The following is a 19,307-nucleotide window of genomic DNA, read 5'->3' as shown; positions in this document are numbered from 1 at the left end:
AGGCCGTATTAACCCGGCTGCTAAAATTCTGTCATAAAGATATTCCAGAAGACCAAAAACAGGGCTGCAATCAGCGGCCCTAAAACAAAGCCGGTAATACCAAACAACGACATACCACCTAAAGTAGAAAACAGCACCAGATAATCCGGTAACTTAGTATCACGCCCGACCAGAATTGGGCGCAGTACGTTGTCGGCCAGGCCAATCACTATTGCGCCGTAGGCAACGAGTATGGTGGCGGCTATCCAGCTGCCTGTCGCGTACAAATAAATAGATACCGGTAACCATACCAAACTGGCACCAACCGCCGGAATTAACGACAAGAAGGCCATAACCACACCCCATAGCAGGGCACCCGGAATACCCAGCAAGGCGAAAATTATGCCCCCCAGTGCCCCCTGAACTATAGCAACAACAATGTTTCCTTTCACTGTCGCCCGGGTCACACCGGCAAACTTACTAAAAAGCAGGCGCTCGCGCTCATCGCCCAGAGGCAAGGCTTTTACCATCAGGTTAATTAAAGACTGCCCGTCTCTTAGCAGAAAAAAGGTTAGATAAATCATCAACCCCAGACTGATAAGAAAAGAAAAAGTATTCTGACCAAAGGCTAAAGCCTCTTCAGCTAAGAATTTACTGCCGCTGGCTGCGCCCGAAGATATTTTTTCCCGCACGTCGCTGGCTTTAATATCAAACTGAGAAAGCAAGTCACTAATAATCGGAAAGGCTTTTTGAACATCATCAAAGAGCTTACCTGGGTTAATTTTGCCTTCGTCCAGACGCTGATAAAAGCTGACACCTTCCTGCACGAAGGAATATGAAATCCCCAGTCCCGGAATCACCACTATAACCAAGGCAATTAGCAAAGTTACAAGAGCTGCCCGATTGGGTTTGTCTCCAAATTTCTTTTTCAGTTTTTGTTGTAGCGGATAAAAAATAACAGCCACCACACAAGCCCAAAAAATGGCGCCCCAAAACGGTATAAGTACCCAGGCAAAGGCGATACTGACTAACACCATTGTTAGTAAAAATGCCCGCCGCTCTAAAGATTCCCGCATAACTCGTTCCTTGATATTAATGATTCTCGACTTAAAGACTTGACAGAAGCTACGATTGATAACAATCTCAAGATAGCTAACTGCCTAATTTATCACAACTGATAAGAATAAATGCCTAAATCAGACGACCCATACAGCTTTGCCAACTGGTGCAAAGAAAGTTTAATTAGCTTTACAAAAATGAATGCCGAAAAACAGGTATTTATCGGCTTTGTGCTCGCCATTCTTATAGCGGCTATTATCCGGGTCATAGAAATCACAGGCGGTCTACCAAACCTTTACGAACATTTGCTCTACTTTCCCTTAATGTTATCTGGTCTATTACTGGGTCCTCGCATAGGCGCTCTGGCGGGTCTTATGTGTGGCGTATTACTAAGTCCATTTTCGTTTTCAGATTCAGACTCGCTAATTAGTAACCACGAAATTGCTGCAGGCTGGATTCTCCGCTTACTGGCTTACACTCTCATAGCGACAATAGCTGGGATTATCGCAAGAGTGGTAAAAGAGCTTAACGGCGCCGAAAAAAGTGCGAAATTAAAATATCAGGGCACAGACCTGCCTAACATTTATGCATTACTAGAACAGTTGAAAACGATAGGTCATAGTAAGGAAGGAGCCCCAGATGACATTATCGATATTTTTAACTTCCGCTTGCAGAATATGGAAAAAATTCAGCAACAAGTAGGAACCGAAAAAGCCAACGAACTTGTAAAGCAAATGGCCATACAGCTGAAAAAGCTGCTTGGAGATAAAGTCCATGTTGGACAAACATCAAAAGATGAATTAGTTGGTGTAAGCGCTGACTCAGAACAAAACACCAAAGAGCTGCAACAAAAAATAGAAAGCTTTTTGGAGAAACCCATAGTAGTTGACGGTGTTTCTTATCAAATGGACAGCGCTGCCGGTGTGCTTCGGGTAAAAAAGGAACAACTTAAAGAAGACCATCAAAAAATATTCGATGAAGCCCAGTCGCACGCTTTTAACGCCTTACAGAAAAAGCAGCAATTCTCATTTCTGGAGCAAAATGGTGCTATCGATCAAATTGAGGAGGTCACGTTTTCTCGTCAGTTTAGTGAAGCAATGAAAAACAACAGTGTCCAGCTATATTATCAACCTAGACTGAACACAAGCTCCGGTTACTTTTCCGTACTGGAGGTTTCAGCCAAATGGGTACACCCCAAACGGGGAGACATGAGCTTAAACGAATTCAAACCAATGATAGAAGAGGCATCTTTAACCCAACAATTCACATCCTGGATGATTCAACGAACCTTTAAAGATTTGAAAATTTGGCAAAAACAAAAAGTAACTGTACGAATCTCTATTAATATCACTATTAATGATGTCGTTGACCCTGTCGTACTCAATATATTGGCACACGAACTTCAAGAGACAAAGTTTCCGGCTCAGAACATTAATATTGAAGTCAGTGAGCGTGCTCTAATGTCACTTTCCGATAAAGCCAAACGTTATCTGGAAAGGTTACGCAGCGTTGGCTGCAATGTCATCGCAGCTAACTTTGGAGAAGGCCGCTCAACAATACAATCACTTTTCGTACTCCCGGTCGATGCTGTAAAGTTATCTGAAGAGCTGGTTCAAAAAGCAACATCTCATAGTGATCAAAAAAGGGAGCTGGCTTCAATGGTCAAAATGGCGCGGGCGCGCGGCTTAACAACCATAGCCACAGGAATTAACGATCGAGCAAAACTCCTTTTATTAAAACAAATAGGATGTGAAGAATTACAAGGCTCCATTCTGAGTAAGTCATTGAAAAAATCAGAAATACCATGGGCACGGATAAGGTAATGAAAGACAAATTAGAAATAAACACACGGAAAAAATGGTATCAGCTTTTCTTTTATCGTCCAGAAATGATTCTGGTGTTTTGTTATACCTTAGCCATTCTTATTTGGTATTTTGGTATAGATGCCCTCACTTCCCATATTATTTTAGAACCCGATGTTGAGTATAACTTAGCTCAATCTAGGCCTTGGGGAATTGTTGCTTTATCAATCGTCTCTCTAATTCTTTATACTCGCATTTGGGTTTTAAGATTAAAGAAGTCGCGTGAACTGCTGTATAAATACCTAGGTAATAGCCCTACCGTTCATTATGAGATTCGTGCATATGAATCGGACTCTCGCGTCGACTGGGTGAGCCCCAACTGCAAACGCATTATGGGCTATTCAGCAGATGAGATAAAAGTCCCTGGTTGGTGGTTAAGAAACATTCACCCGAATGACCTTCAAATGACTAAAACAACCGCTTTAAGAGGTCTTGAGGAAGAACAGTTTGTTCTTGAGTATCGTTTCCGTCATAAACAAGGCTATTATGTATGGGTTCGAGACGAGTTACTTCGCACCGGTAAACGCCCTCTTTGCTTTCAAGGCTCATGGACGAATATCTCTGCTGACTATACTGATAACTCCCGCTTAAGTTCAACGGCTGTACCAGAACACGGTGTCTTGTCGGGTATTGCATTGCTCGACCAACATCACAGAGTAATTAATGTGGACGCTCCATTCACAGAGATATCGGGACTAAAAGAGTCAATATGCCTTGGTTCAAAACTAGAAGAACTGCTTACAACAGCCAATATTGACGATCTCAAAAGTCACTTCCCCACTAATCAGAGTATCCTTATCGTTGGACGTAATGCAGAGAAAAAGCGTTATTCTGCGATTCTGACGATTCGTGAAGCTGTTTCCGGCTTTTCAGAGCAAGCTGCCTATATTGCCACGTTAAGTGATATAACTCGAATGAAGCAGCAACAGCGGCAGCTAGAGAAACTCGCTTTTTCCGATGACTTAACCGGTTTACCCAACTCGAATTCTCTGGCATTGGATCTCTCCAAATTACTGGATGAATTAGCCAGTGATCGCTTAGCCGCCGTTTTAGTCATGAATATTAACCATTTTCACAAAGTAAACGATAAGTACGGTCATCACGTTGGGGATAAAATACTGCAACGACTCACTCAACGATTAAAAGACGTCACCCCCTTTGGTACTAAGTTATATAACCTTGGGGGCGATGAGTTTGCTATCGTTTTAAATCAGGTGGTCGAATATATCGACATACAAAGAATTATTTTACAGATTCGACAAGCTTATGAACGCCCTTTCGTGTTGGATACTAGTGGGCAACAAATTCAATTAAGCGCCAGCATTGGTGCGAGTGTTTATCCTCTGGATGGTCACGATGCCAAAAGGCTTCTTGATCAAGCCAGTCTGGCCATGAACTCAGCAAAAGACGAGCATAACGAGAACACCACTTACTTTAAACAAGAGCTGGAAACCCGCTCTTACGATGAAATCCAGTTAGATGAAGATGTCCGCAGCGTATTGCAAACCAAGCAAATGCAATTAGTTTATCAACCCGTACTCAACATGAAAAAACAGGTAGTAGGCGTTGAAGCATTGCTACGTTGGGAACACCCCGACCTTGGTTCATTAAAGCCCGACCAGTTCCTGCCGCAGTTTGATGCCAATGGTATGTTGGACACCTTGGGAGTATGGGTGGTTGAGCAGGTTATCGAGCAAGTTGACCTGTGGCAGGAGCAGCACACGGTTCCGGGGAAAATCGGTATTAATCTGGCAACCGAGCAAATTTCACAGAAGCTTTATCAGACAGTCAGCCAGTTAATTAAACACGAGCCGGAGCTAGCGGAAAAGCTTGAATTTGATTTAAGTGAAAGCAGCCTACAAGAACCGCTGCCGCACACTCTGGAAATTATTGAGAAGTTACATAAGCTTGGTATAACTCTGGTGATTGACCGATTCGGCAAAGGTATTGCCAGTATGCTGCATTTGAAAAATATGCCGGTGAGTAAAATTAAAATAGAAAAAGAATTTATTCGCGACCTTGATACTAACGAGCGCTCGCGCGACTTGGTACGAGCGGTTATTCGAATGACCTCGGAACTGGGGCTGGAAGTACAGGCGGTAGGCGTAGAAAAGCAAACTCAGTTAGATACACTGGCCGAGTTTGGCTGCCATTACTGGCAGGGTGAGCTCTATCAGTTACCGCAAACCGCCGACACCGTATTTACTCAGGACGGAGGCTAGCCTTGTCTGCCATTAAGGCCTCATAAACCTGAGTAATATGCGGGTCATTGACGTCCAGTTGTTGTAGCGCCAACTGTAACTTGACCAGGTATTCGGTATTGGGCCCGCTGGGGCCGGATGAGCGTGCTATATGGCAGGCGATTTGCGAGGCCGTAGCCTCGCCAAGAAACGCTTCGTTGTCTTCTGTTGCAATATAGACCAGGCCTTCTTGTTGGCTGCCATCACGAAAACTCATAGGCGTAGTAAACCTTAAGTAGCCGTTTTTCTCACGATGATCTAAATGCTCAAATACATCGGGTGAGACTTTGTAGGCCATTCCAGTGCACTCTTCGCCCGGAGTCTCTATTAAAGTCAGTACTCTGCCCGGAGCTTCCGGTGTGCCTCGATGGTCGTGCGACCCTTGCCAGAAACGTCGTGACCAACCTTGTATTGAAGCAGGTGCCCGTTCCAGATACGGAAAGTCGACTTTATAAATCAGTGAACCATAACCAAATAACCAGACAGCCTCCAGACCGCTTAAATCCTGCCGCTCTTTATTCATTGCAATGGTATCGTGTGACATACTGCTCAGTTGCCTATTCTCGCTTGGTGCTTTGTAGCCTGACGTTTACGTCAGGAACTATATCTCACCTGACATGAATGTCAGGCTACAGCGGCTTATAACCAATACGGAAGCCGCCCCAATGTTTTCCATTTACGTACACGGGTACCGATAGGTCGTGCATAACCTCGCCGGTATCGCGTTTGTAGGTCTGTAACAATAACGTTTGCGTGTGGGCTCCGCAACGTGCGCCGGTTTTATCATTAAATAGCCGACGCGAACGGTTGCCGACCAAATCTTTTTTCGGGTCACCCGTTAACGGCTTATTAAAAGCATCGTTGTGCCGCGCGACATAGCCTTTCGGGTCAGTGGCAATAGCGTAAATAATGTGTTCATGCCGCTTCAGAGTTGGTTCCTGAATAGCAGGTAATATACTCTCGAAAAGCTCCGTGTAAGGTGTCTTGTATTTCACCGGTTCGGTTCCGGGAACCGCCTGGTAGTCTCGGGAAAACAGTTGAGCGGACGTCAGCTCGCCTTGCTCAATAGCCTTTTCTAAACGTTGCCCAATTTGTTCAGCTGCGTCGGTTGCGGCCTGGTAAATCACTCTATGTTCAGCGTCGGCATCATTTTCAACCAGATGCGCGAATAATTGCTCCGACTGCAACTCCAGTTGCTCTGCCTGGCCGCTCACGTCATCCAGTTGTTGGTATTGTTCCGATAAGTCTGAGTTTACAGAATGCAGAAGCTCGCCGTTGCGGGAAAGGTCGTCTGCGTTCTCACCCATTAACCCGGTAATTTTCTGCAGTTGCTGCTCCACCGTCTCAGCTTGCTCTACAATACTGGCCAACTGCTCAACAATGCCCTCGGTTGTTTCGGACTGCTGCTCAATGTGCTTTGACAGTTGCTCAATATTATTGACCGCAACTGTGGTTTCATTATGAATCGCTTCAACCAAATTACTCACTTCTACGGTTGCATCCGAAGTTCGTCCGGCCAGCGTTCTGACTTCATCGGCCACCACCGCAAAGCCGCGACCATGTTCACCGGCACGCGCCGACTCTATCGACGCATTCAGCGCCAGCAAGTTGGTTTGTTCAGCAATACTGTCAATAACCTGGGTCACTTTACGAATATCATCGGCTTTAGCCTGCAGACCTCTGACTGCTTCAGCACTTTCGCGGCTGTCCGCTACTACCAAAGCTATTTTCTGGGTGAGTTGCTGTATTTTCTCGCGGCCTTCGTGGCTTATCTGCTTGGTTTGCTCTGCCGCAACAGCCACTTCCGATGAAAAGCTTTCTATGCCCTTCGCCCGTTCGCTAACGCGTGAAGAGTTATCCACACTCTCTTTCAGGCGCTCGACAATATCCGCCAAAACAGTTTTAAAACGACTTATCGCAAAACTAAGCTCTGCCGTTGCTATTGCATTCTTACCGGAATTTTCGGCCAACTGATCCGTGCCGTCCCCCTCGGCGAACTCTTCATCATCCGCTACTCTGGCGGCACGAAAATAACGGGCATGAAACCAGCTTAAGACAATAAATAATAAGCTTTGCAGAAATAACTGCAGCCACAGCCAAGGCACAAACGATAGGACAAGAATACCGGCAACTATTGCCAAAGCCGTTACCAACAAAGGAGGTTTCACATCAACTGTGGACATTTATCTGCTTCCATAAGGCGTAAAAAACGCAACGTACCATGTATAATTATCGAACAGTTTCCTTGAAACTTTATGACGCTGCACTACGACCTTGGTAGCAGGTGCAGACGGGCAAAGCACCCGCCTGCGGATTTAAGAGCGGAAATTAACGATCTTTGTCGCTCTCAGTCTCGTTGTCTGAGCCCAGCTCTTCCTGCTGACGAAGGTAACCAGCGGCCTCTTCATCAGAAGTCTTTGACTGTGATTGCTGCAGTCTGTCCTGGTCCGTTGGAATGGCCCGGGTCTGCTCATTTAACTGATGTATCTGTGAGGCATTGCCCAAATCGCGATTGCTGGTAATAGAAGCGATAGACTCGCGGTCTTTCAGGAAGTCGATAACATCCTTGCGAATAGACGCCATTTCATCATCCGATTTGTGCATTTCAAGAATGTGTCGCGGATGCTCCAGGTTTTTCATTCCGGTAGCGGCAAAAGTCGTCGATACAATACGTGACACGATAACCCAGGGAGTAATACTACTGCGAACCAGCGTATTCTCTGAGCGAGTACTGTCGTGAATACCGGTACCTGTTGAGATTTTAGACTCAGTAAAGGTTCCTTCGCACTTAAAGTAAATAAGCATGGATTCAAACTGAATCTCCGCATAAAACAAGTGCGCGATATTCGCCGACAGGCTCGCAAAAGCACGCAACACATAACCGATAAGGCAGAAGTGAACGGCAGTCATAAACACGCCTGCCAGCGTCATTAAATCGCTATAAGGAGTATCTTCCCCCAGCCGATAGTTCATGCTGTCGAGAACCCTCACCAAATCGACCGCGGCATAGGCTAAGAAAAAGGTGAACAGCACGCCAATAATGAACAGACTATTACCTAGCAGCAAACTGACCAAACGCGACTTATCAAATAACCCGCCCAGTCCCATAGGTTTTACCTGAGGCTGAATTTCCTGAATCATCTCGCCACTAAAGGCACCTTTGCCGTCAACGTGTTCCTGCAAGTTAGGATCCAGTTCACGATACACCCGGTTTGGCACTTCGCGATAACGACGGTTCGCCATGACCAGGTTGTCCAGATTAATAAAAATCTCTTTAGGGTGCACCGACTCCTGCCAGTTTTCCCTTAATTCAGAGACTTCAGAAACCGGATTCGCATGGGCTAAACGTCTTTTCAGCAACACCACAGTGACAGCCGTGCAAACTAAAGCGCCAACAAAAATACCAAATAAGTACCAACCCGCATGAAAGTCCGGCAACGCCGCATAATATTGCTCAACTGTTGCCGCCGTTACGTCTGTTGAAGCCATCCACCAGCTAACCACCAGCCCTACCACAACAGGCAATAACAAAGCGAAAGCAATAATCTTGACCAAATCGCCACTGCCCATAGAGTCAATAGTCTGCTCCGCCCCACGGGATATCGCCTTACCGGCAGCCTTCCACACATGCATGATATAAAGCGTCAATAAAACAGTGTAGACCGGGAAAGCCAGTACGCCTGCGTCTCCGGCAAAACCAGCCAGGGACACAAAAGCAGCAAAGCCAAACGCAACCATCGCCGTAAGAGTACGTACCCAGGCGCCTAACAGGCGTTGCGCCATATTACGAACGGGGTAAGGCATAAAGAGTAATTTGGGAAATACCGTGTGAGCTATTCGCGCCAGTAAGCCTTTGGGCTCTATAAAGGTGCTGTTTTTACGGCCCATAAGCATTTCTTCCAGAGCCTGATCGTTATAAGCAACATAACGCGACTCTTCCTGCGCGGTACTGCGCTCAGACTTACTAAAGTTAGGAGCCAGTGACGTAGGGTGATTACGACCAACAAAGTAGCGCAGCATAGCCATAATGCCGCCGCTCAGTACTTTTATACCGACCGCCAGAAGCGAAATACCGAAAATAGCCAGCACCCACCCCATAATAGGATCTTGCTTTACAGAACCAGCTCCTGCTACCAGCAAATACACACCAAACAGCGATTGCACAACCCCACGAATACTGGTTACCAAGCCCTCTGTTTTAAACGGATTTTTTAATCCAAGATCAATCGAACCGTAATCAAACGCCACCGAACTTCCCCTACTCTATATGCCTATAAAAAATAAAGGCTTTAGGTTAGCGGTAAGTTAACTGCTGAGCAATAGAAAAATAAAAGCCTGAAAGCATTGAGCTCCATTGACATCAAGCCATGTGCGTAGCAATCTAAGCCTCTATTTTGCTATCAAGCGGCACAGACTATGAAAACCATCGTTGATCACCTGGCACAGTATGCGGCTTATCATCGGAACCGTAAGAATGTCATGACTCATCTTGTCGGTATTCCACTGATTGTTGTCGGCATCATTAGTTTATTATCACGGCCTGCGCTACCCTTGGACTACTTTTTGATTACCCCCGCCAACTTAGTTGTTCTGGCGGCGGTTATTTTTTATATCCGCCTGGATATCAAACTCGGTTTGCTCATGACCATTTTGCTATGGCTGTCGCTGTCGTTAGGACGCGACATAGCCGCATTACCAACCAGTTTATGGCTGAGCTGGAGCATTGGTCTGTTTGTTGTCGGTTGGGTATTTCAGTTTGTCGGTCATTATTTTGAAGGGCGCAAACCGGCTTTTGTAGATGATATTATGGGGTTAGCCATTGGTCCCTTATTCGTCGTAGCAGAAGTCGTATTTATGTTGGGCTTTAGAAAGGACTTAAAAGCAGCGGTGGAACAAAAATTATGATGGAACTGGATTACCCGCAGTGGTTTCATGACTGGGCGGCAACCCAACCCTGGGCCTACACAATTGGAGCCTGCTTTTTCCTTGTTGTAGCGGTTTGGTTTTCTCAGCTTGTGACCAAACACGTTTTACTGCGCGGTATTTCTCGTCTGCTGTCCCAAACCCAGTTAGGCAGTGATCCGGGCATAGGCATTCGCGTTATTGTCAGCCGCCTGGCTCAGGTCGTTCCTGCGTTAGTGTTGTCCGGCGGTATTTATTTGGTGCCCGAGCTACCGGAAACCGCCACCACCATCATACGTAACATCAGTATTGCTTACCTTATACTGACTCTGGCGCGTTCGTTCAGCGCAGCCATGACCAGCGTTAACGAAATATACAGTCGGCAGCCTGACGCACACACAAAACCCATAAAAGGTTATCTGCAAATTGCGAAAATAGTGGTCTATGTGGTGGCGACTATTCTCATTATTGCCTCATTGCTGGACCGCTCTCCGGTTATTCTGCTATCAGGAATTGGTGCCATGGGTGCGGTTGCCATGCTGGTATTTCAGGACACCATTCTGTCACTGGTCGCCAGTATTCAGCTCTCGTCTAATGACATGCTTCGTGTTGGCGACTGGATTGAAATGCCCCAGTTAAACGCTGACGGCGATGTCATTGATGTGGCATTACATACGGTGAGAGTACAAAACTGGGATAAAACCATTACCAACATCCCTACCAAACGTCTTATTTCCGAGTCGTTTAAAAACTGGCGGGGCATGCAGGAAAGCGGTGGACGTCGTATAAAACGAGCGTTATATATTGACCAGAACAGTATTCACTTTTTGTCCGCTGAGCAAAAGAAAAAACTAAAACGTTTCTCGCTACTTACCGATTATCTGGAACAAAAAGAAAAAGACATAACGGAGTGGAACGCCGGGTTGGAGAAAAAAGGTTTCGACCCTATAAACGGACGTCAGGTAACCAATATTGGCACCTTCCGCGCTTATGTAAAACAATACCTTAAGCAGAGACCCGACATACACGAAGGAATGACCTTAATGGTTCGTCAGTTAAACCCGGGGCCTCAGGGTTTGCCCGTTGAAGTCTACTGCTTTAGTAACGATACCGCGTGGGAAATTTACGAAGGTATTCAGTCCGACATTTTTGATCACTTGTTTGCCATACTGCCACAATTTGACTTACAAGTTTTTCAGGAAACTTCAGGGCAGGACGTTCGCTCAGCGGTACAAACGCTTGAGCTTAAACCCAAAAGTGATGATGAATAAGTTAAGACTGAACTAACACTTTACTGTCATTAAGTCTTCATGTTTGCGGAGTAATTTCTTTTACTCTGGGAAAATGCATGGAGTAAAACAGTGAAGCAATTTAATCGACGTGACTTTTTAAAGCTATTTGCAGCAACGGGCGCAGCAGTCACCGTATCAACCGCATTACAGGGCTGTGCAAGTATTGGCAAAGCCAGTGAGCGCAGTTCCGTCAAGTTTGACCATGGCGTAGCCAGTGGCGATCCAACTTCAAACGCCATTTTGTTGTGGACTCGCGCCGTGCCGGAAAATAGCACAGAAAAACAAGTAACGCTGGGCTGGGAACTGGCCGCCGATGAAAACTTTTCAAGTATCATTCGCTCCGGAACGGCCACAACAAGCGCCAGCAGAGACTACACAGTCAAAGTCGACGTTACCCAATTATCGCCAAACCAGCGTTACTACTACCGTTTTTTAGGTAAGAACAGCAAAAGCCCCTCCGGTAAAACACAAACGCTTCCTGAATCTGGCTTAAGACCACTGAAATTTGCGGTTTTTTCCTGCTCTAATTACCCCGCCGGTTACTTTAATCCATACACCGAAGCGGCAAAGGACGACTCTATTGATGCGGTCATTCATTTAGGTGACTACATTTACGAATATGGAGCTGGCGGTTACGCCACCGAAGGTTCGCAAGAAATTGGCCGCGGCTTACCCGAAAACAATAGTACCGAACTTTTTACCCTGACTGATTATCGTCGCCGCTACGCGCTTTACCGCACCGACGAAGGGTTACAGGCGCTGCACGCACACGCCCCTTTTATTGCCGTTTGGGACGACCATGAAATTAGTAATGACACCTGGAAAAACGGCGCCGAGAACCACCAGGAAGATGAAGGCAGCTTTATTGAAAGACGCGCAGCCGCGGTTCAGGCTTACTATGAATGGCTGCCTATTCGTCCACCACAGGGCGAAGCCAACCTCACTATTTACCGGGACTTTAAATTCGGTGACTTAGTCGATTTGATCATGCTGGATACCCGCATTATCGGGCGTGACAAACAACTGAATTATGATGACTACCGCGACGCAGAAAGCGGCCAGTTCAACACCGAAAAATTCCAGCAAGACATGTCTGCCGACCGCAGTATCATGGGCAAGAAGCAGTTACAGTGGCTGGTTGATAAACTGAATAACAGCTCAGCGCGCTGGCAAGTTCTGGGGCAACAATTGCTTATGGGGAAAATGAACTTCCCCGCCGCTGCATTTGCGGCCGATGACCGCAGTAAAGTCACACCACTGTTGTTACAAATAGCGGAGCTTAAAAAGCGCCTGCAGAACGGCGAAGAACTAACAGCACAGCAACAGGCCATGGTCACTCAGGTTACTCCCTATAACCTTGACGCATGGGACGGTTACCCCATTGAACGGGAAATGCTCTACCGAGCCGCGCAAAAAGCCAATAAACAATTGGTGGTTATTGCCGGTGACACTCACAACGCGTGGCACAGCGAACTGCGTAGTTCAGATGGAGCTCATATTGGGGTGGAGTTTGCCACGCCTTCGGTATCATCTCCGGGAATGGAAGCTTATTTAAGCCTGGACACAAAAACCGCAGAGCAGTTGGCCAAAGCATTGCCTACCCTTATAGAAGACTTAAAATATACCAACCTGCATCAGCGCGGTTATATGAACCTCTTTGCATCCGAGGACGCGGTAGAAGCGGAATGGGTGTTCGTAGATACGATTCGTAGCAAAGACTATCGGGTAGTGAATAAGCACAGAGCGCGCTACACGGGAAGTTAGTTTCTAGCTCATAAAGTGAAAAAGGGAACCATGACACAGGTTCCCTTTTCTCGTTTTAGCGCAGTTTTACATACCAAACTTCTTGGTAAACTCTAAATAAAACAAACGCGGTGGACCTGAGATAAAGGTTGGGTTACCAAAGCTTCCGCCCGTATTCCCGGCATCAACCAGGTATTCTTTGTCGAGTAAGTTGGTTGCTTTCAGTGCCAGACTCCAGTTGGCAGAGTCATTATAAAGACCCAGCGACGCATTCACTAAAGAGACCGAATCCTGACTGATATCCAGGCCAGCTACCGGTGCATTTTCTGGTTCAAAGAATACTTCTGACCGATAGGTACCGACTACAGAGCCACGCAATGCGTATTGACTGGAAAGCGCTGCTTCGTATATCACTCCAAGGCTTGAAGTCCATTCAGGCTGAAGACGGAAACGATTGCCAGCTAAACTTCCGTTGGTGCTGTCGTCATCAATTTTGGCATCCAGATAGGCGAGGTGACCAAATAGCTCAATGCCTGCGCCTAAATTCGCATTAATTTCAGTTTCGACACCAAAGTTCGTCGCAGAGCCAGCGTTTGCGGTGTAAAAGTTACCCGAATCGTCCTGCAGCGTTACCTGAAAGTCTGAATAGTCCTGATAAAATACTGACGCAGAATAACGTACACGGTTTTCCGTTAAGTTTCCTTTAAGGCCGGTTTCGTAGTTCCAGATAACTTCCGCCGGAATTAACCCAAAATCCCCTATGGCTTCACCGTCGGCATCAAGAGTCGAGCTCACATCAACAACTTCCGAACGACGACCTTTTGAAACCGTTGCAAACCAGTTGTTATCGTCATTCAGCTTGTAAATAATATTAAAGCGAGGCAACCATGCGTCTGAACTGTTACTAGCAGTGAACACTTCTCCATCCGTTGAAACAGTCGGCAACAAGGTTTGTGTTGGCAGACCTAACAGAGGTAACAACTGGCTGTTCGGCATGGTCGCAGCAAAGCCACTTTCCCGATCTTCTGAAACGTAACGAATACCCGCAGCAACTTCGGTTTTATCGTTTAACTGGTAAGTGAAGTCAACAAAGGCAGACCAGGACTCATTATCGCCAAAGTTGGTAAACTCGCCGGCGTATGGAATTTCCTCTAAGGCTCCCCCGGTTAATACCGGTGTCAGTTGGTTGACTGAACCATCGGCATTAATACAGGGCAAACCACTGGGTAAAGCCCCGGCGCAGTTCAGGAAAATAGATTCTTCGGTGCTAAAGGGTACACGCTGGCTGCCGTCTTCTGTGAAGTAATTAATGCCCCATAGAGTTAAGACATTATCGCCGGCGTAGTTAAAGCGGAACTCCTGACTGAACTGGTCGCCTTCTGCATCTTCACCAAACTCCAGGAACCAGGCCTGAGTGCCGTCTGCGTCAAACACCTCCAGTGAGTCGAAGCTGCGGTAGCCACTCACCGAGGTAAAGCTTAAGCGCGGACTAATGGTCCAGTCTACGGTTAAATTCATGTCATCGACGGTTCTGTCCAGACCCAGTTTTTCGCGACCTAGTACCGAGGCCGAGTAAGGACTGCCGGTCATTTCAACAAAACTGTAGGGGCTGGTGTCGCCGCCGGTTGGTGCGAAAATACCATTTTTAAATGAGGTTCCGGTATCTTCGTTTTTCTCGTAACTGTAAATTAAGTCAGCAGTTACCGTATCGCTGGGCTGAAAACGAAGCGAACCACGTAAGGCTTGTCTGTCAATGCCGTTCATGTCGTCCTGACCCGACGCAATGTTCTCAATAAATCCGTCACGTTCACGGTAACTGAACGCCAGGCGTCCACTCACTAAGTCACTGCCGCCGTTAATGAAACCACCCAGCCGTTTCTGAGATTCATTTCCCGCACCAGCGCTAATTTCGGCAGAGAAACCCGCTTCAGGCTTACGGGTTATAACACTGATAGCGCCAACCGATGCCGCCGTACCGAATAATGTTGCCTGCGGGCCTTTAACCACTTCTACACGTTCTATATCGAACAATTCAAAGTAGGAGCCACGTGAGCGTGATACATCCACTCCGTTATAATAAACTGACACCCTGGGAGATGCCTGAGCAGATCCGCTGTCTGAGGTAATACCGCGAATAACAAAGCCAGGGTTGTTCGGGCTTTGCTCCTGAATCACCAACCCCGGCGTCAGGTCTGAAATCATATCCAGTTCATTTAAGCCCAGCTCGTCCAGACGGCTGCCTTCAAACGCACTGATACTGGCAGGCACATCGTTAATAGACTGCACACGCTTTTGTGCGGTAACTTCAATTCGCTCAAGTTCACCTGATGTGTCCTCTTGCGCAAAAGCAGCTGGTGCACTTAACGCACAAAGTGCTGCAATAACAGAGTTTAATACTTTATTTGTTGGAAACGGTAGTGCCAATGTTTTCTTATGAGTAGTCATAACCCTTAAAACCTTAATGTGAAAAGTGAATGGTTAACGCCGGGCTAATGTACTGAGGTCAGTTGACGATACGATGACGAATAAATGACGCATTTGTTGCTAATCTGTCAATTTTGTTGAGCCGCCCACTAAATACTTGTATGGTCTCCAATCCTTTATATTTAAAAACATTAAGACGGGTGGTATTACTTGCTAAAGCTTCCTTCAAAACTGTCTGCGTGCGGGCTCGTTATTTTCAGCCTGGCTTTTTCTGATGCCTCTGCCGGTGACAACTCGTTGCAACAAGTGTCTTTCCAGTCAGTGCTCGAACTGCCTTCTGATAGCCCGGATAACACCCACAATTACGGGTCTCATTCCTCTCAGTTTATTCAGTATTGGAGTGCGCCAAAACAGTCCGACGCGGCCGCTAATGTCATTTTTATTCACGGTGGTTGCTGGTTAAAAGAATACGATATTACTCACACCAATCCGGCAAGCAGTGCATTGAGAAAAGCAGGCTTTAACATCTGGTCTGTTGAATACCGGCGTCTGGGAGAGCAAGGCGGAGAATGGCCAGCAAGTCTGAATGACGTGAAAACCGCAATTCACTTTATACAGCAAAAGCTCAATGGCCAGCCGGTGGCTGTTATGGGGCACTCTGCCGGCGGCCACCTGGCACTTCTGGCTACCACCCGGGAAACGCCCTCGACTGAAAATATAAACGCTGTTATTGGTCTGGCCGCTATTACTGATATGGTTAGTTACACTCAGGCGCAAGGCAGTTGCAACCGTGCCGCCAGCAACTTAATGAAAACAGCTTACACCAGCCAAGACGATTACCGTGCTGCCAGCCCCAAAGCACAAAGGCTGCACGCTAATACCTGGCTTATGCAGGGTACCGATGACCAAATTGTACCTATGAGCCAAACTGCGGATCTCGACGTAAAGACAGAACAACTTGAAGGCGCAGGTCATTTTGACTTAATACACCCAAACTCAACTGCGTGGGAAGCCATTATTCAGCGACTGAACAAAGAGCTAAAACCATGAACTTTACTGACGTACAAGAACTCGACAGCATTGACCCCTTTGCCCGGCACCGTGAACAATTTAAGCTGCCGGTTAATAGGGTTTATCTGGATGGCAACTCGCTGGGCGCAATGACCAAAGCAACGGCAGACCGTTTACAGCAGGTTATCCAGCAGCAGTGGTCGCAGGATCTTATCAGCAGTTGGAACGAACATAACTGGATTAACCTGCCGCAAAGCGTCGGCGAGAAAATTGCCCGCCTTATTGGCGCACAGCCGGAACAAACCATTTGCTGTGACTCAATATCGGTTAATTTGTTTAAAGCGCTGGCAGCGGCATTGGCCATTGCTCAACGTCAGGATTCCGACCGTAACATTGTGTTATCAACCAAAGACAACTTCCCGACTGACTTATACATGGTGCAGGGAATTTCGCAGTTTGTGGGTGAGCACCGTTGTCAGCTAAAACTGGTTGATGAGAGCGAGCTGGAGCAACAGATTGACAATAAAACCGCAGTAGTTCTGGCAACCGAAGTGAACTTCAGAACCGGAAAACGACTTAACGCTAAACAACTTATTACCAGCGCACACTGCCAGGGGGCACTGGTTATTCTGGATTTAGCCCACAGCGCAGGGGCAATGCCTGTATACCTGGACGACTGGGAAGCAGACTTTGCGGTTGGCTGCACTTATAAATATTTAAATGGCGGTCCCGGTGCGCCAGCCTTTATTTATGCCGCAAAACGCCATCATCAAAATATGAGTCAGCCTTTAAGTGGCTGGTTCGGACATGCCCGTCCGTTTGATTTCACACCAGACTACGAGCCCGCTGCCGGCATTCAGCAGATGCTGACCGGCACCCCTTCCATTCTCGCTATGGCAGCAGTCGACTCGGCACTGGAAGCTTTCGAAAATGTGGACATGGAAAAGTTAAGAGAAAAATCCTTACAGCTGACAGAGGTTTTTCACCAATTGTTAGAAGGCGCTGCACTGGATAGCAGCCTAAAGCTTATTTCTCCACAGCAACGGGAACAGCGAGGCAGTCAGTTGTCGTATCGTTATGAGCACGCCTATGGCTTATGTCAGGCGCTGATTCAAAGAGGTGTAATAGCTGACTTTCGTGCCCCAAATTACATCCGCTTTGGGTTTACCCCTCTTTACAACAGCTTTGAGGATATCTGGCAGGCTATTGAGCAGTTAAAGCAAGTTATTGAAGCTAAAGAATATCTCGACCCGCGCTGGCAAAGCCGTAATACCGTAACCTGAAACAAAAAAGCCTCAGTCGAATACATTCGCTGAGGCTTTTCATTACTATCTTTTTATCACCAAGCAAAAATTACATCATTTTTGCTACTGGAATTTTCTGACCATTTAGTACGCCTTCACCGTTTTCCATCTGGAATTCGCTGCGGTACTCGTCATCTTCTTCCTTCAGCAAGCCTTGTTGTATGTACATATCAATCATCATTGGCGCTTGTTGTTCAGCCATTTTCTGCAGTTCAGCTTCATCGGCACCAGGCATTTGCATGCGCATTGTTGACAACATCTGCTGTTCAGCGACCCATTTCAACAACGGCTTATCAATAGCAATGGATGAGTCAACAATCAGGCTGGAAAGCCAGAATTGCGTGTCTTCCATATTGTCCGGCATTTGGTTTACACCCGCCAATTTAGCGCTTAGGTCACCTTTAAATTCGCCCGGCTCCATTTTCCCGCTAAATTCACTAATAACGAACTCAGGCTCTGCCTGCAGTAACTTAGGTAGGTTTTCCTTTACCAGCTTTTGCGTCGCAACTTCTATTTCGTCGGGGTTCTGGTCATAAATCTTTTGCATCATTTGGTTATAAGCAAGCAAGAACTCAGAATCGATGTTATTAAAAGCCATCTTTAACTTCAGATCGTCAAGGTCAAAGTCTTCGGCTTTCAGCGACTCTACAGAATAGTTCATATCAATATTCATGCTTTCTTTGTCGTCGCTGAAATAACTAACGAATTCAATTCCAAGATCTTTCAATTCAAACAGGGCGACATCATCCGGCTGGCCTACAATGACTTTATCAAGCTTCATAGACATTTCGCCTTCATAAAGCTCGCCCTTCACAATTTCCAGCATGTTGCCTTTAGCTTCAGTGCTTATTTCAAACTCACCAATGCTGATAGCCTGGCCCTCAATAAGACCTTCTGCGCCTTCCAGTTTTCCTTCGTAACTGAACTCATCCGAAGAAATGGAACCTTCACCTTCATAGCCAGTAAAGGTCAGTGACGTTTGCTCATCATTCGGTTTAGAACTGAACGCGACAATTTCATCGTCATAACTAACACCACCAAAAAAACCAGCCGAACCAGTCAGGTGATAAAAAGGCGTGTTCTCTTCCCATTCAATATACTCACGTAACCCATCGTCCTTGGCATGAGCTTCAAACGAAGCCATACCCAGACCAGGAGAAAATTGAGTCAGAACCGGGCCATGCTGAACATCAATAACCACTTCAAAGGACAGGTCTTCAGGTGTTGACGTTTCCGGGTAGATAGAACCGAAATCTACTCCCAGCGATACCGTTGCAGTTGAACCGAACCAGCCACTATCAAATGACACCATACGGGCGTTATAAGTGGGCAACTGATTAATAACTTCAATATGTTGTTTTAATGCGTCCTCAACTTGAGGACCAACGAACTTCGGGCCGATTAGAGCGGCAGCAACAATGACGATACCGACGCCGCCTAGGAGTCCTTTCTTATTCATATTATACCTTTCATTTATAGGGCTGGATTGTA

General features: G+C 46.6%; 13 protein-coding genes. 7 read left to right on the top strand and 6 right to left on the bottom strand.

The features are described 5' to 3' along the window. Window positions 1–20 precede the first annotated feature (20 nt). Entirely contained in the window at window positions 21–1,055 is a 1,035-nt protein-coding gene (locus tag ACN0RF_RS06225) for an AI-2E family transporter (RefSeq protein ID WP_034822212.1), read from the bottom strand. Between the two features lie 180 nt (window positions 1,056–1,235). On the opposite strand from ACN0RF_RS06225, the gene ACN0RF_RS06220 reads away from it, so the two are divergent. After that, on the top strand, window positions 1,236–2,861 hold the full coding sequence (locus tag ACN0RF_RS06220) for an EAL domain-containing protein (RefSeq protein ID WP_417438399.1): 1,626 nt from the start codon (window positions 1,236–1,238) through the stop codon (window positions 2,859–2,861). Next, window positions 2,861–5,122, top strand: coding sequence for an EAL domain-containing protein (locus tag ACN0RF_RS06215; RefSeq protein WP_417438398.1), 2,262 nt, complete (start codon window positions 2,861–2,863; stop codon window positions 5,120–5,122). The genes ACN0RF_RS06220 and ACN0RF_RS06215 overlap by 1 nt, the downstream gene beginning before the upstream one ends. Here ACN0RF_RS06215 and ACN0RF_RS06210 read toward each other — a convergent pair. The 3 genes from ACN0RF_RS06210 to ACN0RF_RS06200 form a co-directional block, all read right to left on the bottom strand. Next, window positions 5,103–5,684 (bottom strand): gamma-glutamylcyclotransferase, encoded by a 582-nt coding sequence (locus ACN0RF_RS06210; protein ID WP_417438397.1) that lies wholly within the window; start codon window positions 5,682–5,684, stop codon window positions 5,103–5,105. The two genes, ACN0RF_RS06215 and ACN0RF_RS06210, sit on opposite strands and share 20 nt — an antisense overlap. Window positions 5,685–5,769: 85 nt before the next feature. Continuing rightward, the gene (locus ACN0RF_RS06205) at window positions 5,770–7,323 is read right to left on the bottom strand and encodes a methyl-accepting chemotaxis protein (RefSeq protein ID WP_417438396.1); all 1,554 of its coding nucleotides are present in this window, start codon (window positions 7,321–7,323) and stop codon (window positions 5,770–5,772) included. Window positions 7,324–7,468: 145 nt separating this feature from the next. Next, a complete protein-coding gene (locus ACN0RF_RS06200) occupies window positions 7,469–9,388 on the bottom strand; it encodes a hypothetical protein (RefSeq protein WP_417438395.1) in 1,920 nt (639 codons plus the stop codon). Between the two features lie 168 nt (window positions 9,389–9,556). Here ACN0RF_RS06200 and ACN0RF_RS06195 point away from each other — a divergent pair, with 168 nt between their 5' ends. The 3 genes from ACN0RF_RS06195 (at window position 9,557) to ACN0RF_RS06185 (ending at window position 13,098) form a co-directional block, all read left to right on the top strand. Continuing rightward, window positions 9,557–10,045, top strand: coding sequence for a DUF962 domain-containing protein (locus ACN0RF_RS06195; protein ID WP_417438394.1), 489 nt, complete (start codon window positions 9,557–9,559; stop codon window positions 10,043–10,045). Next, entirely contained in the window at window positions 10,042–11,313 is a 1,272-nt protein-coding gene (locus ACN0RF_RS06190; RefSeq protein WP_417438393.1) for a mechanosensitive ion channel family protein, read from the top strand. Before ACN0RF_RS06195 ends, ACN0RF_RS06190 begins: the two co-directional genes overlap by 4 nt. Before the next feature lie 90 nt (window positions 11,314–11,403). Next, window positions 11,404–13,098, top strand: coding sequence for an alkaline phosphatase D family protein (locus ACN0RF_RS06185; protein ID WP_417438392.1), 1,695 nt, complete (start codon window positions 11,404–11,406; stop codon window positions 13,096–13,098). A 66-nt stretch (window positions 13,099–13,164) separates the two neighbouring features. Here ACN0RF_RS06185 and ACN0RF_RS06180 read toward each other — a convergent pair whose 3' ends face one another. After that, on the bottom strand, window positions 13,165–15,522 hold the full coding sequence (locus ACN0RF_RS06180) for a TonB-dependent receptor (protein ID WP_417438391.1): 2,358 nt from the start codon (window positions 15,520–15,522) through the stop codon (window positions 13,165–13,167). 189 nt (window positions 15,523–15,711) lie between these two features. Between ACN0RF_RS06180 and ACN0RF_RS06175 the strand changes: the two genes are divergently transcribed. Together ACN0RF_RS06175 and kynU are read left to right on the top strand one after the other, a co-directional pair. Further along, window positions 15,712–16,551 (top strand): alpha/beta hydrolase family protein, encoded by an 840-nt coding sequence (locus ACN0RF_RS06175; RefSeq protein ID WP_417438390.1) that lies wholly within the window; start codon window positions 15,712–15,714, stop codon window positions 16,549–16,551. After that, a complete protein-coding gene (gene kynU / locus ACN0RF_RS06170) occupies window positions 16,548–17,795 on the top strand; it encodes a kynureninase (protein ID WP_417438389.1) in 1,248 nt (415 codons plus the stop codon). Before ACN0RF_RS06175 ends, kynU begins: the two co-directional genes overlap by 4 nt. Window positions 17,796–17,865: 70 nt before the next feature. Here kynU and ACN0RF_RS06165 read toward each other — a convergent pair whose 3' ends face one another. After that, entirely contained in the window at window positions 17,866–19,275 is a 1,410-nt protein-coding gene (locus ACN0RF_RS06165) for a YdgA family protein (RefSeq protein WP_417438388.1), read from the bottom strand. Window positions 19,276–19,307: the final 32 nt, after the last annotated feature.

Origin of the sequence: Idiomarina sp. (genome assembly GCF_048260185.1) — a bacterium.
Lineage (GTDB): Bacteria > Pseudomonadota > Gammaproteobacteria > Enterobacterales > Alteromonadaceae > Idiomarina.
This window is presented reverse-complemented; position numbering and strand designations above follow the sequence as displayed.

What these genes read in the sequence shown, in the direction of transcription:
- ACN0RF_RS06220 (WP_417438399.1), top strand. Translation starts at nt 1,236, where the DNA reads ATGAATGCCGAAAAACAGGTATTTATCGGCTTTGTGCTCGCCATTCTT.
- ACN0RF_RS06165 (WP_417438388.1), bottom strand. Translation starts at nt 19,275, where the DNA reads ATGAATAAGAAAGGACTCCTAGGCGGCGTCGGTATCGTCATTGTTGCT.
- ACN0RF_RS06195 (WP_417438394.1), top strand. Translation starts at nt 9,557, where the DNA reads ATGAAAACCATCGTTGATCACCTGGCACAGTATGCGGCTTATCATCGG.
- ACN0RF_RS06180 (WP_417438391.1), bottom strand. Translation starts at nt 15,522, where the DNA reads ATGACTACTCATAAGAAAACATTGGCACTACCGTTTCCAACAAATAAA.
- ACN0RF_RS06215 (WP_417438398.1), top strand. Translation starts at nt 2,861, where the DNA reads ATGAAAGACAAATTAGAAATAAACACACGGAAAAAATGGTATCAGCTT.
- ACN0RF_RS06205 (WP_417438396.1), bottom strand. Translation starts at nt 7,323, where the DNA reads ATGTCCACAGTTGATGTGAAACCTCCTTTGTTGGTAACGGCTTTGGCA.
- ACN0RF_RS06210 (WP_417438397.1), bottom strand. Translation starts at nt 5,684, where the DNA reads ATGTCACACGATACCATTGCAATGAATAAAGAGCGGCAGGATTTAAGC.
- ACN0RF_RS06190 (WP_417438393.1), top strand. Translation starts at nt 10,042, where the DNA reads ATGATGGAACTGGATTACCCGCAGTGGTTTCATGACTGGGCGGCAACC.
- ACN0RF_RS06225 (WP_034822212.1), bottom strand. Translation starts at nt 1,055, where the DNA reads ATGCGGGAATCTTTAGAGCGGCGGGCATTTTTACTAACAATGGTGTTA.
- kynU (WP_417438389.1), top strand. Translation starts at nt 16,548, where the DNA reads ATGAACTTTACTGACGTACAAGAACTCGACAGCATTGACCCCTTTGCC.